20 protein-coding genes are annotated in these 16,267 nt (G+C 73.4%); 10 read left to right on the top strand and 10 right to left on the bottom strand.

Going from position 1 to position 16,267, the window contains the following annotated elements; all coding sequences use genetic code 11:
* Positions 1-91: 91 nt before the first annotated feature.
* Positions 92-454: a cupin domain-containing protein gene (locus tag ACWGE1_RS32950; protein ID WP_453424121.1), complete on the bottom strand. Its 363-nt coding sequence runs from the start codon at positions 452-454 to the stop codon at positions 92-94.
* 49 nt (positions 455-503) lie between these two features.
* On the opposite strand from ACWGE1_RS32950, the gene ACWGE1_RS32945 reads away from it, so the two are divergent.
* The 3 genes from ACWGE1_RS32945 (at position 504) to ACWGE1_RS32935 (ending at position 3,180) form a co-directional block, all read left to right on the top strand.
* Positions 504-1,313 carry a helix-turn-helix domain-containing protein gene (locus tag ACWGE1_RS32945; protein ID WP_453424120.1) on the top strand — a complete coding sequence of 270 codons (810 nt, stop codon included), beginning with the start codon at positions 504-506 and terminating at the stop codon, positions 1,311-1,313.
* Between the two features lie 136 nt (positions 1,314-1,449).
* Positions 1,450-2,544, top strand: coding sequence for an esterase-like activity of phytase family protein (locus ACWGE1_RS32940; RefSeq protein ID WP_453424119.1), 1,095 nt, complete (start codon positions 1,450-1,452; stop codon positions 2,542-2,544).
* A gap of 81 nt (positions 2,545-2,625) precedes the next feature.
* Entirely contained in the window at positions 2,626-3,180 is a 555-nt protein-coding gene (locus ACWGE1_RS32935) for a hypothetical protein (RefSeq protein WP_453424118.1), read from the top strand.
* 17 nt (positions 3,181-3,197) lie between these two features.
* Here the strand turns inward: ACWGE1_RS32935 and ACWGE1_RS32930 are convergent, their stop codons facing one another.
* The 3 genes from ACWGE1_RS32930 to ACWGE1_RS32920 form a co-directional block, all read right to left on the bottom strand.
* Positions 3,198-4,550: a carboxyl transferase domain-containing protein gene (locus tag ACWGE1_RS32930; protein WP_453424117.1), complete on the bottom strand. Its 1,353-nt coding sequence runs from the start codon at positions 4,548-4,550 to the stop codon at positions 3,198-3,200.
* Positions 4,551-4,554: 4 nt separating this feature from the next.
* A complete protein-coding gene (locus tag ACWGE1_RS32925; protein ID WP_453424116.1) occupies positions 4,555-5,190 on the bottom strand; it encodes a hypothetical protein in 636 nt (211 codons plus the stop codon).
* 87 nt (positions 5,191-5,277) lie between these two features.
* On the bottom strand, positions 5,278-6,009 hold the full coding sequence (locus ACWGE1_RS32920) for a LysE family transporter (RefSeq protein ID WP_453424115.1): 732 nt from the start codon (positions 6,007-6,009) through the stop codon (positions 5,278-5,280).
* Between the two features lie 69 nt (positions 6,010-6,078).
* Here ACWGE1_RS32920 and ACWGE1_RS32915 point away from each other — a divergent pair, with 69 nt between their 5' ends.
* Positions 6,079-6,519 carry an Lrp/AsnC family transcriptional regulator gene (locus ACWGE1_RS32915; RefSeq protein ID WP_453424114.1) on the top strand — a complete coding sequence of 147 codons (441 nt, stop codon included), beginning with the start codon at positions 6,079-6,081 and terminating at the stop codon, positions 6,517-6,519.
* Between the two features lie 45 nt (positions 6,520-6,564).
* On the opposite strand, the gene ACWGE1_RS32910 is transcribed toward ACWGE1_RS32915, so the two are convergent.
* Positions 6,565-8,199 (bottom strand): sensor histidine kinase, encoded by a 1,635-nt coding sequence (locus tag ACWGE1_RS32910; protein ID WP_453424113.1) that lies wholly within the window; start codon positions 8,197-8,199, stop codon positions 6,565-6,567.
* Positions 8,196-9,233 carry a rod shape-determining protein gene (locus tag ACWGE1_RS32905; protein ID WP_453424112.1) on the bottom strand — a complete coding sequence of 346 codons (1,038 nt, stop codon included), beginning with the start codon at positions 9,231-9,233 and terminating at the stop codon, positions 8,196-8,198. Before ACWGE1_RS32905 ends, ACWGE1_RS32910 begins: the two co-directional genes overlap by 4 nt.
* 212 nt (positions 9,234-9,445) lie before the next feature.
* On the opposite strand from ACWGE1_RS32905, the gene ACWGE1_RS32900 reads away from it, so the two are divergent.
* Positions 9,446-10,156, top strand: coding sequence for an esterase/lipase family protein (locus ACWGE1_RS32900; RefSeq protein WP_453424111.1), 711 nt, complete (start codon positions 9,446-9,448; stop codon positions 10,154-10,156).
* A gap of 69 nt (positions 10,157-10,225) precedes the next feature.
* Here the strand turns inward: ACWGE1_RS32900 and ACWGE1_RS32895 are convergent, their stop codons facing one another.
* Positions 10,226-10,813: a hypothetical protein gene (locus tag ACWGE1_RS32895; RefSeq protein WP_453424110.1), complete on the bottom strand. Its 588-nt coding sequence runs from the start codon at positions 10,811-10,813 to the stop codon at positions 10,226-10,228.
* 78 nt (positions 10,814-10,891) lie between these two features.
* Between ACWGE1_RS32895 and ACWGE1_RS32890 the strand changes: the two genes are divergently transcribed.
* Entirely contained in the window at positions 10,892-11,620 is a 729-nt protein-coding gene (locus ACWGE1_RS32890) for an SCO2400 family protein (protein WP_453424109.1), read from the top strand.
* Between the two features lie 6 nt (positions 11,621-11,626).
* On the opposite strand, the gene ACWGE1_RS32885 is transcribed toward ACWGE1_RS32890, so the two are convergent.
* Positions 11,627-12,052, bottom strand: coding sequence for a MarR family winged helix-turn-helix transcriptional regulator (locus tag ACWGE1_RS32885; RefSeq protein ID WP_453424108.1), 426 nt, complete (start codon positions 12,050-12,052; stop codon positions 11,627-11,629).
* Between the two features lie 94 nt (positions 12,053-12,146).
* Here ACWGE1_RS32885 and ACWGE1_RS32880 point away from each other — a divergent pair, with 94 nt between their 5' ends.
* The 3 genes from ACWGE1_RS32880 (at position 12,147) to ACWGE1_RS32870 (ending at position 14,522) form a co-directional block, all read left to right on the top strand.
* Positions 12,147-13,169 carry an NADP-dependent oxidoreductase gene (locus ACWGE1_RS32880; protein ID WP_453424107.1) on the top strand — a complete coding sequence of 341 codons (1,023 nt, stop codon included), beginning with the start codon at positions 12,147-12,149 and terminating at the stop codon, positions 13,167-13,169.
* A 64-nt stretch (positions 13,170-13,233) separates the two neighbouring features.
* Positions 13,234-13,656 (top strand): organic hydroperoxide resistance protein, encoded by a 423-nt coding sequence (locus tag ACWGE1_RS32875; RefSeq protein WP_030011104.1) that lies wholly within the window; start codon positions 13,234-13,236, stop codon positions 13,654-13,656.
* A gap of 65 nt (positions 13,657-13,721) precedes the next feature.
* Positions 13,722-14,522 carry an EI24 domain-containing protein gene (locus ACWGE1_RS32870; protein WP_453424106.1) on the top strand — a complete coding sequence of 267 codons (801 nt, stop codon included), beginning with the start codon at positions 13,722-13,724 and terminating at the stop codon, positions 14,520-14,522.
* Between the two features lie 21 nt (positions 14,523-14,543).
* Here the strand turns inward: ACWGE1_RS32870 and ACWGE1_RS32865 are convergent, their stop codons facing one another.
* Entirely contained in the window at positions 14,544-15,431 is an 888-nt protein-coding gene (locus ACWGE1_RS32865) for an NAD(P)-dependent oxidoreductase (RefSeq protein ID WP_453424105.1), read from the bottom strand.
* Positions 15,432-15,527: 96 nt separating this feature from the next.
* Between ACWGE1_RS32865 and ACWGE1_RS32860 the strand changes: the two genes are divergently transcribed.
* Positions 15,528-15,863: a winged helix-turn-helix transcriptional regulator gene (locus ACWGE1_RS32860; RefSeq protein WP_453424104.1), complete on the top strand. Its 336-nt coding sequence runs from the start codon at positions 15,528-15,530 to the stop codon at positions 15,861-15,863.
* A gap of 4 nt (positions 15,864-15,867) precedes the next feature.
* Here the strand turns inward: ACWGE1_RS32860 and ACWGE1_RS32855 are convergent.
* Positions 15,868-16,267 (bottom strand): hotdog fold domain-containing protein (locus ACWGE1_RS32855; protein WP_453424103.1); only part of this gene is annotated, 400 nt, incomplete at its 5' end.

Here is a 16,267-nt window from a genome sequence, read left to right as displayed (position 1 = left end):
GGACCCGGGGTCGGAAGGTGTGGCGGCGGTGCGTTCGGCGCCCTGCGGGGAGCGCCCCGGCACACACCCGGCCCCGGCACGGCCGGCTGGACTAGGCGTCGATCGGTTCGCGGGTGCGGGTGCCGCCCGCGGTGCCGGTGTTGGTGGTGCCGGTCGGTTCGAAGAGCAGGATCTGCGCCTCCTCCTCGGCCGCCGGGCAGTGCTCGACCCCGCGCGGGACGACGTACATCTCGCCCGGGCCCAGGACCACGTCCCCGTCGCGCAGGCGGATCGTCAGCGTGCCGCCGACCACCAGGAAGAGCTCGTCGGTGTCCTCGTGGGTGTGCCAGATGAATTCGCCCTGGAGCCGGGCCGCCTTGACCTCGTAGTCGTTGACGCGGGCGATGCGCCGCGGGGCCCACTGCTCGGTGAAACCGGCCAGCTTCTCGGCGATGTTGACCTTGTGTGTCGTCATGCGGACAGCCTGGCGGCGGGCCCCGCGGGCGGTCTTGTACGTTCCTGACATGGCCGCGATCCGTCCGCGCAGCACCGTCCGGGCCTGGCAGCCGCCGGTGCCCGGCATTGCCGAGGTCTTCCACGCCCGCTTCACCGAGCACGCCTACCCGGTCCATGTGCACGACACCTGGGCGCTGATGATCCTCGACGGCGGACGGGTGGACTTCGGGCTCGAAGGGGAACGGCACGGCGTCGGGGTGTCGGATCCGGTGATCCTGCTGCCGCCCGGGGTGGCCCACGACGGCCGGACCGTGAATGCGGCCGGCTTCCGCAAGCGCGTGCTGTACCTGGACACCTCGGTGCTGCCGGAGCGGCTGACCGGAGCAGCCGTCGACACTCCGCTGCTGGCCGATCCCGCGCTCCGCGCGCGCGTGCACGGGCTGCACCTGGCGCTCGCGGAGCGCGACCCCTTCGAGGCCCAGTCGCGGCTCGCCTTCGTACGGGAGCGGTTGCACCGGTGGCTGGTGGGGCGCGCGGGGACGGGGGCGGCTGCGGGCGCGGGGGTCGCCGTACGGCTGCGCGAGCTGCTCGACGCTCGGGTGGCCGAGGGGATCACCCTGGAGGAGGCCTCGGCCGAGCTCGGGCACCTGCACCCCACGCACCTGATCCGGAGCTTCAAGGCGGCGTACGGGCTGCCGCCGCACGCGTATCTGACCGCGCGGCGGGTGGCGGTTGCGCGGCGGCTGCTGCTGGCGGGGATGCGGCCGGCCGAGGCGGCGGTGGAGGCGGGGTTCTACGACCAGGCGCACCTGACACGGCACTTCGGGCGGCACGTCGGGATCGGTCCGGCGCGGTTCGCCCGATCCGGCCGGTTGTGAAGGGAAGTTGACCGGTTCGTTGCCTTCCTGTTTCAGGGCCTTCCGCTTTCTTTCTGGTCGACATATGACAGTTCGGCAGTCCGCGTGGCCCCGCACCGCCCGCATCCCCGCCCGCTGAACCAGGAGGAGGGCCTTCATGCGCCTTCGCACGCTCACCGCCACCGCGGCCGCCACGGCCGCGCTCTGCGGAATGCTCGCTCCGCCCGCCATCGCGGGCGAGGCCCCGAGGAGGAGCCGGTCCTGCTCGCCGTACCTCTCCGTCGCGGGCTACTCCGACGCGCTCGACAAGACCACCCTCGACGGGCGGCTCGTCGGCGGCATCTCCGGTCTCGCCGTCGACGAGGACGGCACCATCGCCGGCATCTCCGACAAGTCGGCGCTGTACTCACTGGAGGTGGGGCGCGGGGACACCCCGAAGGCCAGGGCCACCGCCCGGCTGCCGCTGACGGACGGAGCCGGGCAGCCGCTGGACTCCGAGGGGATCGTCGTCGACCGGGACGGCTCGTACCTCGTCACGGACGAGTTCGCGCCCGCGGTCCGGCGCCACGCGCGGACGGGCGAGGTGCTGGGCACGCTGCCCGTCCCGGAGTCCTTCCGGCTCGCGCCGCAGGGGCGGGCGACCGCGAACCAGACCTTCGAATCGCTGACCCTGCTGCCCGGCGGGCGCACCCTGGTGGCGGGCGTCGAGGGTGCGCTGGCCGGTGACGGCAAGGACGCGCAGGGCCGGACCCTGCAGCGGATCCAGACCTGGGAGCGGCGCGGGAACGGCGAGTTCGTCCTGGGCCGGCAGTACGCGTACCCCGTGGATCCGGGGCACGGGCTGGTGGAGCTCGCGCCGACGCGCGACGGGCGGCTGATCGTGCTGGAGCGCGGCTTCACCCGGGAGTTCGCGATCACCGTACGGCTGTACGTCGCCGATCCGCTGGGCGCGACGGACACCTCCCGGGTGGAGAACCTGACGGAGGGCGCGGGCCTGCGCGTCGCGCGGAAGACGGCGATCGGGGACTTCAACGACTGCCCGACGCTGGGGGCGCCTTCGAAGCTGCCGCAGAACCATCCGCTGGTGGACAACATCGAGGGCATGGTCGTGACGGACCACGACGGGACCGGGCGCGTACGGCTGCTGCTGGCCAGCGACGACAACGAACTGGCCCAGCAGGTCACGCGGCTCTACCGGGCCGACGTCCGGCTGCCGCAACGCCACCGCTGGAGCGCCCCTTCCGGATTCTGAACGACAGCTGAGTCCGCCTGAGTAGGGTGAGGTGCGGGCCCTCGCGGGGTGCGGCCCGTACGGGGGAGGGGCAGGGCGGACATGATGAACAAGCAGGCTCGGGAAGCGTGGTGGGAGGGGCTGCCCACGGGGATCCGCGACCAGATCGACGGGTACGTCCTCCAGGACTCGTTGCTGGCGGCGATCCGCCTCGTCGGCGACATCGGCTTCATCCCCGACGACATCGGGGTCGCCACCGCCCAGCTCATCGTCAGTGACCGGTACGCGCACTACGGCGACCGGATAGCCCGCGCCCCGGACACTCCCCTCGACCACGAGTCCCTGGTCCGGCGCGCGGGCGGGATCTTGGGCCGCATCGCGGCGATCGAGGCGGTCTGGGACGGTGACACCGTCCACGGCTGGTTCGTCAGGCTGCTGGCCATCACCGTCGACCCGGCGGAGCAGCACGCGCTGGCCTTCATCCACTGGTCCATGGCCGAACGGCACCTCGGAGAAGGCGAGAAGGTCACAGGACGCCACCCGGCAGCCGTGGCCGCCGAAAGGGCCGGTGGAGCCCTGGCGGCCCACCTCTCGATCCCCTTCCACTTCGCGAGCCCGGACACCCCGGACGACGAAGCCCCTCGCTGGCAGCCCTGACCACCGTTTTGCGGGCCCTAGCGGGCGGGGTCGACGATGCCGCGGGCGATGCCGAGGGCGACCAGGTCCTGGGGGCGGATGCGGAGTTGGTCCGCCGTGGCCGGGGCGGCCGACGGGGGCCGCTTGAGGATGGCCGCCGCGAGTTCCGGGGCGATCACCGAGAAGTAGCTGTCCGGGGTGACCCAGGTGTTCCCCGGTGCGGCCAGTGCGAGGGCGCCGCCCGAGCCGCCCTCGCCGATCAGCAGGGTGGTGACGGGGACGGTGGCCGCGGCCAGGGCGGCGAAGGTGTCCGCGATGGCCGCGCCCGCGCCCGCGTGTTCGGCGGCGGCGTCATTGGCCGCGCCCGGGGTGTCCACCAGGGTGAGCACGGGGATGCCGAGCCGCTCCGCGAGGCGGATGACGCGGGCGGCCGTACGGTAGCCCGCCGGGCGGGTGGCGGTGCCGCACTGGGCGGCGTAGGCGACGGCGCGGCCCTCGCGCAGCCCGAATCCGCACAGCACGCCGGGGTCGGTGCCGCCCGCCCGGTCCCCGGAGAGGGGCAGGCGGAGGTCGAAGTACGCGTCCAGGTAAGCGGCGGCGTGCGGCCGGTCGGGGTGACGGGCCTGCAGGACGGCGTCCCAGCCGGTCCGCGGCAGCGCCCCGCCCGCGGCGCCGCCCAGCGCGGCCGGGGGCTCGACCGGCCCGTCGGGGCGGGGCGCGGCCAGTACGCGGAGCCAGTCGGCGAGGGTGCCGGGCAGCTCGGCGGCGGGCACCACGGCGTCCACGTGACCCGCGGCGTACTGGCCCTCGGCGGAGTACGCCGCCGGGTCCGCGTCCGCCGGGCGCACCCGGGACCCGGCGAAGCCGACCTGGGCTCCCGGGAGCGCGAGGACGACGTCGGCCCCGGCCCCGAGGGTGGCCCAGCCGCCACCCGTGGTCGGATCGCGCAGGACGGCGAGCTGGGGGAGTCCCGCGGCCCGGGTCAGGACGCACTGGCGGGCCACGCGCTGGAGCTGCGTCAGAGCGAGCATGCCCTCCTGCATCCGGGAGCCGCCGGTGGCGATGAGCGAGACGAGGGGCAGCCGGTGCTCGCGGGCGTGGAGGTACGCGGCTTCGAGCCGGTCCCCGGTGCGCTCGCCCAGCGAGCCGCCGAGGAAGCCGAACTCGAAGGAGATGACGGTGGCTTCGTGGCCGCCGATGAGGGCGGTGCCGGTGATCACGGACTCCTGCTCGCCGGTGCGCTCGGCGGCGCGGGCGCGGGAGTCCGCGTAGCCGGTCCACTCCAGGGGGCCGTCGGCGGCGAACACCCGCCGGGGAGCCGGGAATTCGGTGAAGCTGCCGGGGTCGGTCACGGAGGCGATGGCCGCGCGGGCCGAGAGACGAGTCGTCACGGGGTCACCCTAGGCGCTGTACCGCGGGTCGGGCCGGGCCGTGCGGGGCGGTCAGGGGGAGGGACCGCGGGAGGAGGGCCGCGGTGAAGAAGAGGGCGCCGAGCGGCAGCAGGTCGAGGCTGGCGGCGGTGGTGGCCGTGCCCAGCACGACCAGGACGGGACGCCAGGGGCTGACGCGGTGCTGTACGGCCAGGTGGACCAGGATCCACAGGAGGCCGACGTAGAAGAGCATCGGGCCGACGGTGTAGACGGCGGGCAGCACCCCGGGGTGGCTCTGGATCTCCTCGAAGAGGCGTGCCATGCCCGGGCGGTCGGTGGCGCGGAAGCCGACGACGAGGTCGATGGAGGCCTGGGCGGTGACCGCCAGCGCGCCGGTCAGACCGAGCAGGGTGGCGGCGCCGGCACTGATGCGGCCCGCCCCGCGGGCGGGTCCGGTCAGCCGGTGCAGGGCCGGGAGGATCAAGGCGAACTGCAACACCCCGGCCAGCAGCGCGATGTGACCCGCGGTCCAGGCGGGGCCCGGGCCGTGGTCGGGGTCGCTGAGCCGGATGAGGCCGTAGGCCAGCATGCACAGGGGAGCGGTGACGAAGGCGGCCCGGGTGAGGGCCGCCCGGCGGTGGCTCAGCGGTTGATTGGTCATGGACCGATCATTTCGGCCGCGGGGTCGACCCGTATCCGGCATCACCCCGAGGCCACCCCGAGGTGACCCCGAGGCCACCCCGGCCCGTCATCCCAGGGTCGGCAGGGGGAAGGCGATCTTGAGGGCGTAGGCGGCGACCAACCCGTGGCCGAGGCGGAAGGTCCAGACGCGGGCGCGGTCCGGGATCCGGGCGCCGGCGAGGGCGCCGAACACCACGAGGGCCTGCTGCCAGAGGAGGGAGGCGGCGCCGACACCGATGAGGAAGGCCGTTCCGGCCGAGCCGGTGCGCAGGCCGGCGCCCTGGGCGGTGGTGAGGGCCGCGAAGTAGAGGGCGGTGGTGGGATTGAGTGCGGTGAGGCCGACGTACCGGGCGAAGGCCTTGGCCGGCCGGGCCGGCGGGTCGGCGACGCGAGTCCGGCCGGAGCCCGAGCCGGACGCGGGGCCCGAGCCGGAGCCGGAGGCCGGGCCGGAGTCGGAGCCGTGTTCAGCGGGCGAGGGCAGGGCCTCGGTCGTCACCGCGGGCGGGGCGGCGGACGCCCCGGAGAGGCCGTGACCCGCGATGATCAGCAGGATCACCGCCGAGGCCAGCCGGACCCAGGCCTCGACCGGGGAGATGTGGGAGGCCGCCCAGGGCCCCACGGCAGTGGCGAGGGCCGCGTAGCCGAGGTCGACCGCCGCGATTCCCGCGGCCGCGGCCATGGCAGTGCGGCGGTCGCGCATCGCCTCCTGGAGCAGCAGCACGCTCATCGCACCCATCGGCATGGCCACGCCGAGGCCCGCGACCGCTCCCGCCAGCGCCGGTGTCATCAGTTCGCTCATGGGGCGAGGGTCGACCCCGGCCCCCGACGGGCGAGCGCGAATACCGGACCCGGCTGAGAGAATCGCGGTATGGACCGCCTCGACAGAGAGATCCTCGGCATCCTGCAGCAGGATGCGCGGATCTCGTACCGGGACCTGGGGGTTCGCGTCGGCCTCAGCGCCAACGCCACCGCCGACCGGGTGCGACGCATGCGCCGCGACGGCGTGATCCGCGGGTTCACCACGATCGTGGACCCGGCCGCCGACACCGCCGGAGGGCTCGTCGTCTTCATCGACGTCACCCTGCGCCAGGACACCACCAACGAGGAGTTCGAGCGGCAGGCCGCGGGGCTCCCCGGGATCACCGAGGTCGTGCACGTCACCGGCGAGCACGACTACCTCGTACGCGCCCGGGCCGCCGACCCCGCGGCCCTCGACGGGCTGCTCCGCCGGCTGAAGCGGGAGGCGGGGGTGGCGCAGTCCAACACCCGGATCGCACTGCGCGCGGCCACCCGCCCGGGCCGGCCCTGAGACCCTGAGACCACCCTTCGGCCCGACCGGCAGGGCACCTACCCGCTACAGCGCGGACTCCCACGTCACCGTCATGCCCCGCGCGCCCGACTCCGTGCGGCCGTCGTCGGCCACCGTCAGGCGGACCCGGGACGGGTCCGCGTCCACCAGCACGTCGATGAAGGTGACCTCGCTGCGCCGGTGCGCCGCGGCCAGGGCGCCGCGCAGGGCCCCGATCAGGTCGCCGGCCACCGGTTCCGGCAGCAGGGCGTCCACCGCGCCCGTGAAGTGCACCGACGGCTGGAAGCCGAGCACCACCGCCGCGCCGCCCGTCTCGCGCAGCACCCGGCCGCGGAAGGTCGTCGGCGCGTCGGTCGGCGGCTGCTGGAGGGCGAAGATCGCCGTCCGGACCTCCTGGATGGTGGAGTCCAGCTCGTCCACGGCCCGGCCGAGTTCGTCGCCCACCGTGTCTCCGGACGGCGCGTTCGCGGCCCGCCGCCGGGTGCTTTCGAGCATCATCTCGGTGGCGAAGAGCCGCTGCACCACCAGGTCGTGCAGGTCCCGCGCGATCCGGTCGCGGTCCTCGTACACCGCCAGCTGCTCCCGGTCGTGCTGGGCGTCCGCCAGTACGAGGGCCAGCGCGGCCTGGGAGGCGAACTGCGAGGCGAGCAGCCGGTCCACCGCGTCGTACGCGGGGCCGCCCCGGTGGCGGGGCAGGGCCAGGGTGCCGATCAGCTGGCCGCCGCTCTGCAGCGGAAGCATCATGCTCGGCCCGAACCGCTCGCGGACGTGCGTGGTCATCCGGGGATCGGTCGCCGAGTCGTCGATGAAGACGGGCTCGCCGCCGAGGAGCTGTTCCAGCACCGGCGAACCGGGGGCGATCGCCGTCCCCACCAGGTCCCCCGGGTCCCCCTGCGTGGAGGCGGCCACGATCTCCATGCCGCCCTCCGGGGTCGGCTGGAGCACCACCCCGGCCGCGGCGTCCGCCAGCAGCCGGGCCCGTTCGGCCACGCACATCAGGGCGTCGGCCGCCGGGCGTCCGGCGAGCAGGGTCGTGGTCACGGCGGCGGCGCCGTCGATCCAGCGCTCCCGTCGGCGCGCAGTCTCGTAGAGCCGGGCGTTGCCGATCGCTATGCCCGCCTGGGAGGCCAGGACGCGCAGCAGGGCGAGGTCCTCGTCCGTGAAGGGGCCGCCTCCCCGCTTCTCGGTGAGGTAGAGGTTGCCGAAGACCTGTGTGTGCACCCGGATCGGGACGCCCAGGAGGCTGTGCATGGGCGGGTGGCCGGGAGGGAAACCGGCCGCCCGGGGATCCTGGGTGACATCGTCCAGCAGCAGCGGGCGAGGGTCGCTGACGAGGGCTCCGAGCACGCCGGAGCGTGCGTCCGGCAGGTGCGGGATCGCGGCCCGCTCCTCCTCGGTGAGCCCGGCCGTGAACAGCTGGGTCAGCAGGATGCGCTCGGGGTCGACGACCCCGAGCGCTCCGTACCGGGCTCCGCAGAGCTCGGTCGCCGAGTCCACGATGTGCTGGAGGGTGGCGTGCAGCTCCAGCTCGGACCCGACGTTGAGGACGGCCTCCAGCAGCACCGGAAGCCTCGTCGCCTCCCCGTCGGACTCATCGGGCCCCGGGCCGGGCCTCGTATCGGGCCCCGGGCCGGGCTTCACGTCGGGTCTCGCGTCGGGCTCCTGCCCGGCGTCCGTCATTCGGCCAGCGGGTTGAGGACCATGGGGGCGATCTTCCCTTCGAGCATCGCGCCGAGACCGAGTACGGCGCACACGTCCGGCCGTTCGGCGATGGCGACGGGCATTCCGGTGGCGTCCCGCAGCATCTGGTCCAGGCCCGGCAGCAGGGCGCTGCCGCCCACCATCATGATCCCCCGGTCCGTCAGATCGGCGACCAGGTCCGGCGGGCAGTCCCGCAGCACCTTGCCGATGCCGTCGAGGACGGCGGTCAGCGGCGTGTGGATGGCGTCCCGTACGGCGGCGGTGTCCACGTGGACGGAGCGGGCCAGGCCGGTGGCCACGTCGCGGCCGTGGATCAGGGTGGAGGCCGGGCCCTCGGCCGTGAGGCCGTTGCCGTGGAGGGCCAGTTGGAGCGGCCGGACGGCCTGGCTGGGCAGCATCAGCTCGTGCGCGTGGCGCAGGTGCTGGACGACCGCGTGGTCGATGGCCTCGCCGCCGACGGGGATCCGCTCGGCGGTGACGATCGAGCCGAGGGAGAGGACGGCCACCTGGGTGGCCGCGGCCCCGCACACCATGATCATCGTCGCGGTCGGCTGCTCCACGGGGAGTCCGCAGCCGACGGCCGCCGCGATCAGAGTGTCGACCAGTTCGACGCGCCGGGCGCCGAGCCCGACGAGGGTCTCCACGGTGGCCCGCTGGGCGAGCGGGTCCGCGTCGTGGGGGGTGCAGGCGGCGGCCCGCAGCCGCGGCTTGCGGCGCAGGGCGCGCCGCAGCTTCTCGCCGAGGAGGTGACGCAGCATCCGCTGGGCCATCTCGATGTCGACGACGGTGCCGCCGGAGACGGGGCGGACGACCCGGATGTAGTCGGGCGTGCGGCCGGTCATCCGTTCGGCGAAGGTGCCGACGGCGATGAGTGCGCCGGTGCGCGTGTTGACCGCGGCGACGCTGGGTTCGTCGACCACGAGGCCGGCGCCCTTGACGTACACGCGGGTCCTTGCCGCCCCCAGGTCGACGGCGACGTGGCAGCGGCGCAACTGCTCAAGACTGACGGTCACGGCAGATCCTCCCGAGAGCGCTGACGCAAGAGGACCGACGGAAATGTCGGTCACTTTTCATATCATCGCGGGCGATTCGGGCTAATGGCCCGTTGAGCTGCTCCGGCCGGGGGGTGTGTCGCGGCTGCATGGGGGTGGATTTCTGTACCGACAGGCAGCACCATGCGCGCACTGCACGCGCTACTCGCGCGTAACAAGGTAAAGGGGACCCGATGCTGACGGCCCGACAGAGACTTCTGGCACTCCCGGCGCTCCTGACCCTCCTGTCGCTCTGTCTCGCACTGTCGGCGCCGGCCCGTGCCGTCGACCGGGACCCGGGCCGGGTCTCCTCCCGCACCCCGGTCGTCTTCGTGCACGGCTACAACGCCGATCCGGGCGTCTGGGGAGCCCTGCGCGCGGACCTGAGCGCCGCCGGGTACACCGACGCGGAGCTCTTCTCCTTCGGCTACGACACCCACCTCTCCGTCAACGAGGTCCTCGCCGGGCGGCTCGGCGCCTACGTCGACCAGGTCCGCCGGGAGACCGGAGCCGCCAGGGTCGACGTCGTCGCGCACTCCTTCGGCTCGCTGGTCAGCCGCTGGTACGTGAAGTTCGGCGGCGGCGCGGCCACCGTGGACCACTGGGTCTCGCTGGCCGGCCCCAACCGCGGCACCTCCACCGCCTGGGCCTGCGCCCTGTGGGACCAGGCGTGCCGGGACATGACCCCCGGTTCGTACGTGGTGAAGAATCTGAACGCCGGGGACGGGACCCCGGGCGCGGTGAAGTACGCGACCTTCTGGTCCAACTGCGACGAGATCGTCAACCCGGACGACAGCGTCCCGCTGACCGGAGCCGCCAACACGCCGGTCGGTTGCCTGAAGCACAACGACCTGCTCGGCGACGACACGACCTCGGCGGGGGTCCGCGCCTTCCTCGCGTCCTAGGGAGTGTCCGCAAAGTGGCGTCGTCCGCCCGGAGGCCCCGCCGAGCAGACGGGACTTTGCGGACACGACCTAGCGGCCGCTGCCCTGCCCGTCGAGGGAGTCGAAGGAGTCGAGGGAGAAGCGCTGGAGCAGGCCGTACGTGAACTCCGCGACGCAGGGCCGCCCCCGCGCGGCGAAGGCCAGGCGCCAGCGGGTCGGCGCGGTGCCCTCCATCGGCCGGACCGGGGCGAAGGCCCGCGCCACCTCGTCCACCGTCGCCGACCAGGGCCGCAGATCGTCCGGGGACTCCAGTACGGGCCCCCGCGCGCCCGGGGCCCGTACCAGCCACTCGTTCCACACGGCGCCGTCCGGCGCGGCCAGCACCTCGAAGCGCAGGTCCGGCCAGAGCGGCAGCGCCCACAGCAGGGCCTCGCACTCCAGATCGCCGATCGTGCGGTGCTCGGCGGCTTCCGGCGGGCCGAGCACCGAGCGGTACCGGGTCAGGGCCCCGCGGGAGCGGGGCGAGCGGACCATCGCCTGCCAGTGCTTGTTCGCCGCCCGCTGGTCCGCGAGCGAGGCGCCCAGCCGGTGGCGGGCCTCGTCGGCAAGGTCCGGCTGGAAGTCGGCCATCCGCCGCAATAGCACCAACTGGAATGCGGTCGGCCCGAAAGATGTCATGGAAGGAACGATTCCACACAGGATCCTTACGTTCTCGGGATCCGGATGTTGCCGCAGAGCACGTAGCCTGCGGGCGCCATGAACTATTGCCACGCCTGCCGGAGGCACCTCAACGGCGCGCTGGCGTGCGCCGGATGCGGAACCCCCGCCGAGTACCTGATACCCGCGGCGTCCGTCGCCGCACCGCCCGCCGCGCCCGCCCCCGGGATGCCACCCTCGGCCCCGCCGGCCGCCCTGGCCGACGTGTATGCCGACTCGCTCGTCGTGCTGTCCGCGCCGAACGAGCGGCGTGCCGGTGCGAGACGCCGGGTCACGCACCGGCGCCGCCGCCGGACGGTGCTGACCCTCGGGATCGGCCTGCTGATCGCGGTCGGGGGCTCGATGGCGGTCTCCCGCATGGCCACCGACGGGGACCGTGTCGATCGCGCCGCCGAGGTGGTGCTGACCGACGACGCCCCGCAGCCGCCCGCCCCGCTGCCGGACGCGCCGACGGCCGCTGCGCCCTCGGGATCCGGCAGGGCCACGGCGAAGGCACCCGCCGCGGTGACGAAGTCGGCCGGGGCCGCGGCGCCCTCCGGGGGCGTCACGGAGCCGGGTCCGGCGTCGTCGGCCCCCGCGCCCGCGACGTCGGGCCCGGCGTCCCGCACCCCCGGCCCGGGGTCGTCCGTACAGGGAGGTGCGTCGGGCAGGCCCTCGCAGAGCGCCTCCGCGAGCACGCAGCCCCCGCCGTCGCCGGCCTCCCCGTCGCCGAGCCCTTCCCCGACGAAGAAGCCGTGCGGCCTCTTCGACTTCAGCTGCTGGTTCTAGGGCGGCCTAGCCGCCCAGCATTCGCTTGAGCAGGTCGCGCAGGACCGTCCGCTCCTCCGCGGACAGGCCCGCCAGTGGTTCGCGGGCGAAGTCCAGCGACTCGCGCAGCCGCTCCGCGGTCAGGGTGCCCTCCTCCGTGGGGGCCGCCAGCTTCACCCGGCGGTCGGCGGGGTCCGGGCGGCGTTCGACCAGGCCGCGGGTCTCCAGGCGGTCCACGATGCCGGTCACGTTCGAGGGCTCGCACCGCAGCTTCAGCGCGATGCGCCGCATCGGCATGGGCTCCAGCGAGAGCATGTTCAACACCTTGGCCTGGGCGCCGGTGAGCTGGTGGCTGGCGGCCGCGTGCTCGTACTCCGTGTGATAGCGGGCCACGACGTCGCCGATGAGCTCGACGACTTCGATGGTCACTGGGTCTGCGCGACGACTGGGCATGGGACCAGCGTACCCATTTACTTGACAACATGAAATATCTAGGCGCATGGTTGTTTCACCTAGTGAAGCAATTCGTTCTGACCAGGAGCGCCGCATGTCCCAGATCCCCGCCGTCAGCCGCGAGTGGCACCTCGTCCGTCGCCCGCAGGGCTGGCCCGTCGCCGAGGACTTCGCCCTGCGCGAGGTGCCCGTGTCCGCCGAGCCCGCAGCCGGCCGGATTCTCGTGCGCAACCTGCACATGTCCGTGGACCCCTACATGCGCGGCCGGATGAACGACGTGAAGTCGTACGTCCCGCCCTTCCAGCTGGACGAGCCGATGCAGGGCGGCGCGGTCGGTGAGATCGTCGCCTCCTCCGCCGAGGGCTTCGCCGTCGGCGAGCACGTCCTGCACATGCTGGGCTGGCGCGAGTACGCGGACCTCGACGCCGCGCACGTCGTCAAGGTGGACGCCTCGCTCGCCCCGCTCTCCGCCTACCTCGGCGTCCTCGGCATGCCGGGCCTGACCGCCTACGCCGGACTCTTCGAGGTCGCCTCCTTCAAGGAGGGCGACTCCGTCTTCGTCTCCGGCGCCGCCGGTGCGGTCGGCAGCCTCGTCGGCCAGTTCGCGAAGATCAAGGGCGCGTCCCGGGTGATCGGCTCCGCCGGCTCGGACGAGAAGGTGACGCTGCTCACGGAGAAGTACGGCTTCGACGCCGCCTTCAACTACAAGAACGGCCCCGTCGCCGAGCAGCTGCCGGCCGCCGCCCCCGAGGGCATCGACGTCTACTTCGACAACGTCGGCGGCGACCACCTGGAGGCCGCCATCTCCTCGATGAAGGTGAACGGCCGGGCCACCCTGTGCGGCGCGATCGCCGGCTACAACGACACCGAGGCCGCCCCCGGTCCGCGCAACCTGATGCAGGTCATCGGCAAGCGCCTGCGCCTGCAGGGCATCCTCGTCAACGACCACGCCGGACTGCAGCAGCAGTTCGTCCAGGACGTCGCCGGATGGCTGCGTTCCGGCGAGCTGCGCTACGACGAGACGGTCGTCGAGGGCGTCGAGAACGCGACCTCGGCCTTCCTCGGCATGCTGCGCGGTGAGAACACCGGAAAGATGATCGTTTCTTTCACCGGCTAGGCTCACTGCACACCGTCGTGATCGTGGGCGCGACTCACGGCGATTACCAGGAGGATTTTCCTTTATGTCCATCCAGCAGTCCGACGTCGCCTACACCGCTGTCGCCACCGCGGAGAACGGCCGTGACGGTCGCGTCGCCACCAACGACGGTCAGCTCGACGTCGTCGTGAACCCGCCGAAGGAGCTCGGTGGCAGCGGCGCCGGCACCAACCCGGAGCAGCTGTTCGCCGCCGGCTACAGCGCCTGCTTCCAGGGCGCCCTGGGCGTCGTCGCGAAGAACGTGAACGCCGACATCTCCGGCTCCACGGTCACCGCCGAGGTCGGCATCGGCAAGAACGACGAGGGCTTCGGCCTGATCGTCAAGATCTCCGCCGTGATCCCGAACGTGGACGCCGCCACCGCCAAGGACCTCATCGAGAAGGCCCACGAGGTCTGCCCGTACTCCAAGGCGACCCGCGGCAACATCACCGTCGAGCTCGCCGTCTGATCCGGCGCTCGCAGCGCGAAGGCCGCACCCCCACCGGGGTGCGGCCTTCGCCGTAAACTGACCCCATGCGTGATCTTGCGGGGGGTTTCCGGTATCTGCTGGCCGGACAGCGGTGGGTGTTCCGGCACGGCCGGTGGCTGGGCTTCGGGCTGCTGCCCGGCCTCGTCGCGTTCGCCCTCTACGTCGGCGCCCTGATCGGGCTCGGCTACGGGGCCGACGACCTGACGGCCTGGGCCACCCCCTTCGCCGACGACTGGTCCTCGCCCTGGCTCTCGCTCTTCCGCGGCTTCCTGACCGCCCTGCTCTTCAGCCTCGGGCTCTTCCTCGCGGTGATCACCTTCACCGCCGTGACCCTGCTGATCGGCCAGCCGTTCTACGAGTCCCTCTCGGAGCAGGTCGACCGCAGCGAGGGCGGAGAGGTCCCCGAGTCGGGGCTGCCGCTCTGGCTGGAGCTGTGGGTCTCGGCCCGGGACAGCGTGAAGATCCTCGGCCGGGTGCTGCTGTACGGGATCCTGCTCTTCGCCCTCGGCTTCCTCCCGCTGATCGGGCAGACGGTGATCCCGGTGCTCGGGTTCTGCGTCTCCGGGTACTTCCTGACCCAGGAGCTCACCGCCGTGGCGCTCCAGCGGCGCAAGGTGGAGCTGCCCGACCGGCTGGAGCTGATGAGGTCGCGGCGGATGCTGGTGCTGGGCTTCGGGGTGCCGCTGGTGCTGGCGTTCCTGGTGCCGCTGGTCGCGGTGTTCCTGATGCCGGGCGCGGTGGCCGGGGCCACGCTCATGGCGCGCGATCTCATGCGGACCGACGAGGCGCCGGCCGCCGAAACCACCCCCGCGGGCTTCGGACCGCCGCCGCCCGCGTACTCGTAGCCCCGGGCCTCCGGCCGCCGCCTACCGCTTCAGCAGCAGGATGGCCCCCGTCGTGTCCTCCCCGCCGTGCGCGGCAGGGTCCGCGGCGAGCCGCCGGTGCAGCAGGTCCACGTACGGGGTGATCAGCTCGGCGCTGACGCCCTGCTCCTCGGCGGTGCGCAGCATGGTGCCGGTGCCCGTGACCTGCATGGCCAGGTTGGACACCACCCCCGAGGTGAAGTCCCGCGAGGTCAGCCGCTCGGCGGCGTTGCCGACGAAGAAGCCCATCGCGCCGAGCCACTCGGACAGCAGCGGAGCCAGGTCCTTCGGGGCGATGTCCTCGCCCTCGGTCAGCGCGTAGGCCTGCGAGATGCCGGCGAACATCCCCCACATCGCGCTGAGCAGCGCCACGTCGTGCAGGGCCGCGTGCCCGGGGTTCTCGCCGACGAAGCGGGACCCGGCCGGGACCTCCAGAACCGCCCGGTGGCTGTCGAAGAGCGCGCGCGAGCCGCTGTAGAAGACGTACCCGCCGGCCTCGGGGACCCCGATCATCGTCGGCGTGGCCATGATCCCGCCGTCCAGGTACCGGGCGCCGCGTGCCTCGGCCCAGGCGGCGCGGGCGCGCGCCTCGCCCGGGGTGCCGGTGGTGAGGTTGACGAGGTCCTTGCCGGTCAGGTCGATGCCGTCCAGGGCGGAGCCGACGCTGGCGTCGTCCAGCAGGCAGACCACGACCAGCGTGCTCGCGGCGACCGCGTCGGCCGCGGTCGCCGCGACGGAAGCCCCTTCGGAGGCCAGCGCCGCGGCCTTGGCGGGGGTGCGGTTCCAGACGGTCGGGGAGTGTCCGGCGGCGAGCCAGGTGCGGGCGAGGGCGGTGCCCATGTCGCCGAGGCCGAGGAGGGTGAGGGAATGGTGCGCTGTGGTGTCGGTCATGGCGTTTAGCCTGGTGGCAGGCGGCAGGGCGCTCAAGTACGCACTTCGGAGTGGGTGGTTACCCCGAGGTGAGCGAGCAGGTGGGGAGGGTGTGCGATGGCGGTGGCACGAAGGCCGGGTGCGGACGAATGCGGGATCGCCGCGGCGATGTCCGTGATCGACGGGAAGTGGAAGGTGTCGCTCCTGTGGGTGCTGGATCAGCGGCCCCATCGGTTCGGTGAACTGCGCAGGCTCGTCCCGGGTGTCTCCGAGAAGGTGCTCGCCGCCCAGCTGCGCGAGCTGGAGGGCGACGGCATCGTGCACCGCGAGGTGTACGAGGAGGTCCCGCCGCGCGTCGAGTACTCCCTGACCCCGCTGGGCCAGGACCTGAACGCGGCCCTGAAACCCCTGGGGATGTGGGGCAGCAAGCACCTGCTGGCCGATTCCGCGTGAGCCCCTACCTGCGGGGCTCCACCCACAGCGCCTCGGCGACGGCGCACAGTTCACCGTCGGCCGTGGCCAGGGCCGTGCCCACGGTGTACTTGCGGCCCGAGGACGACAGCATCCAGGCGTAGGAGACGAGCCCCTCGCCCACCGGCACCGGCCGCAGCAGCCGGGCCCCGAGCGCGGCCGTGACCGCACCGGCCGGGCGGCCGTCGAGCAGCCGCCCGGCCGCGTTCCCGGGGCAGTCCAGCGCGCCCCACACCAGTTCGTGCGGCAGCAGCCCGTCCGCGCCGCCGAGTTCGGGCGCGGGCGTCCAGGCCGCGGCGACCAGCTCGCGGCCCGGCACCGTACCGCAGTGCAGGCGCAGCCCGGTGGCGGGCGTCCGGTCCAGGCCGCAGCCGAAGCAGTCGGCC

It is taken from the genome of Streptomyces sp. NPDC054932, from assembly GCF_053610205.1.
The sequence above is the reverse complement of the archived record's forward strand: the minus strand, read 5'-3'. Positions and strand labels throughout refer to the sequence as shown.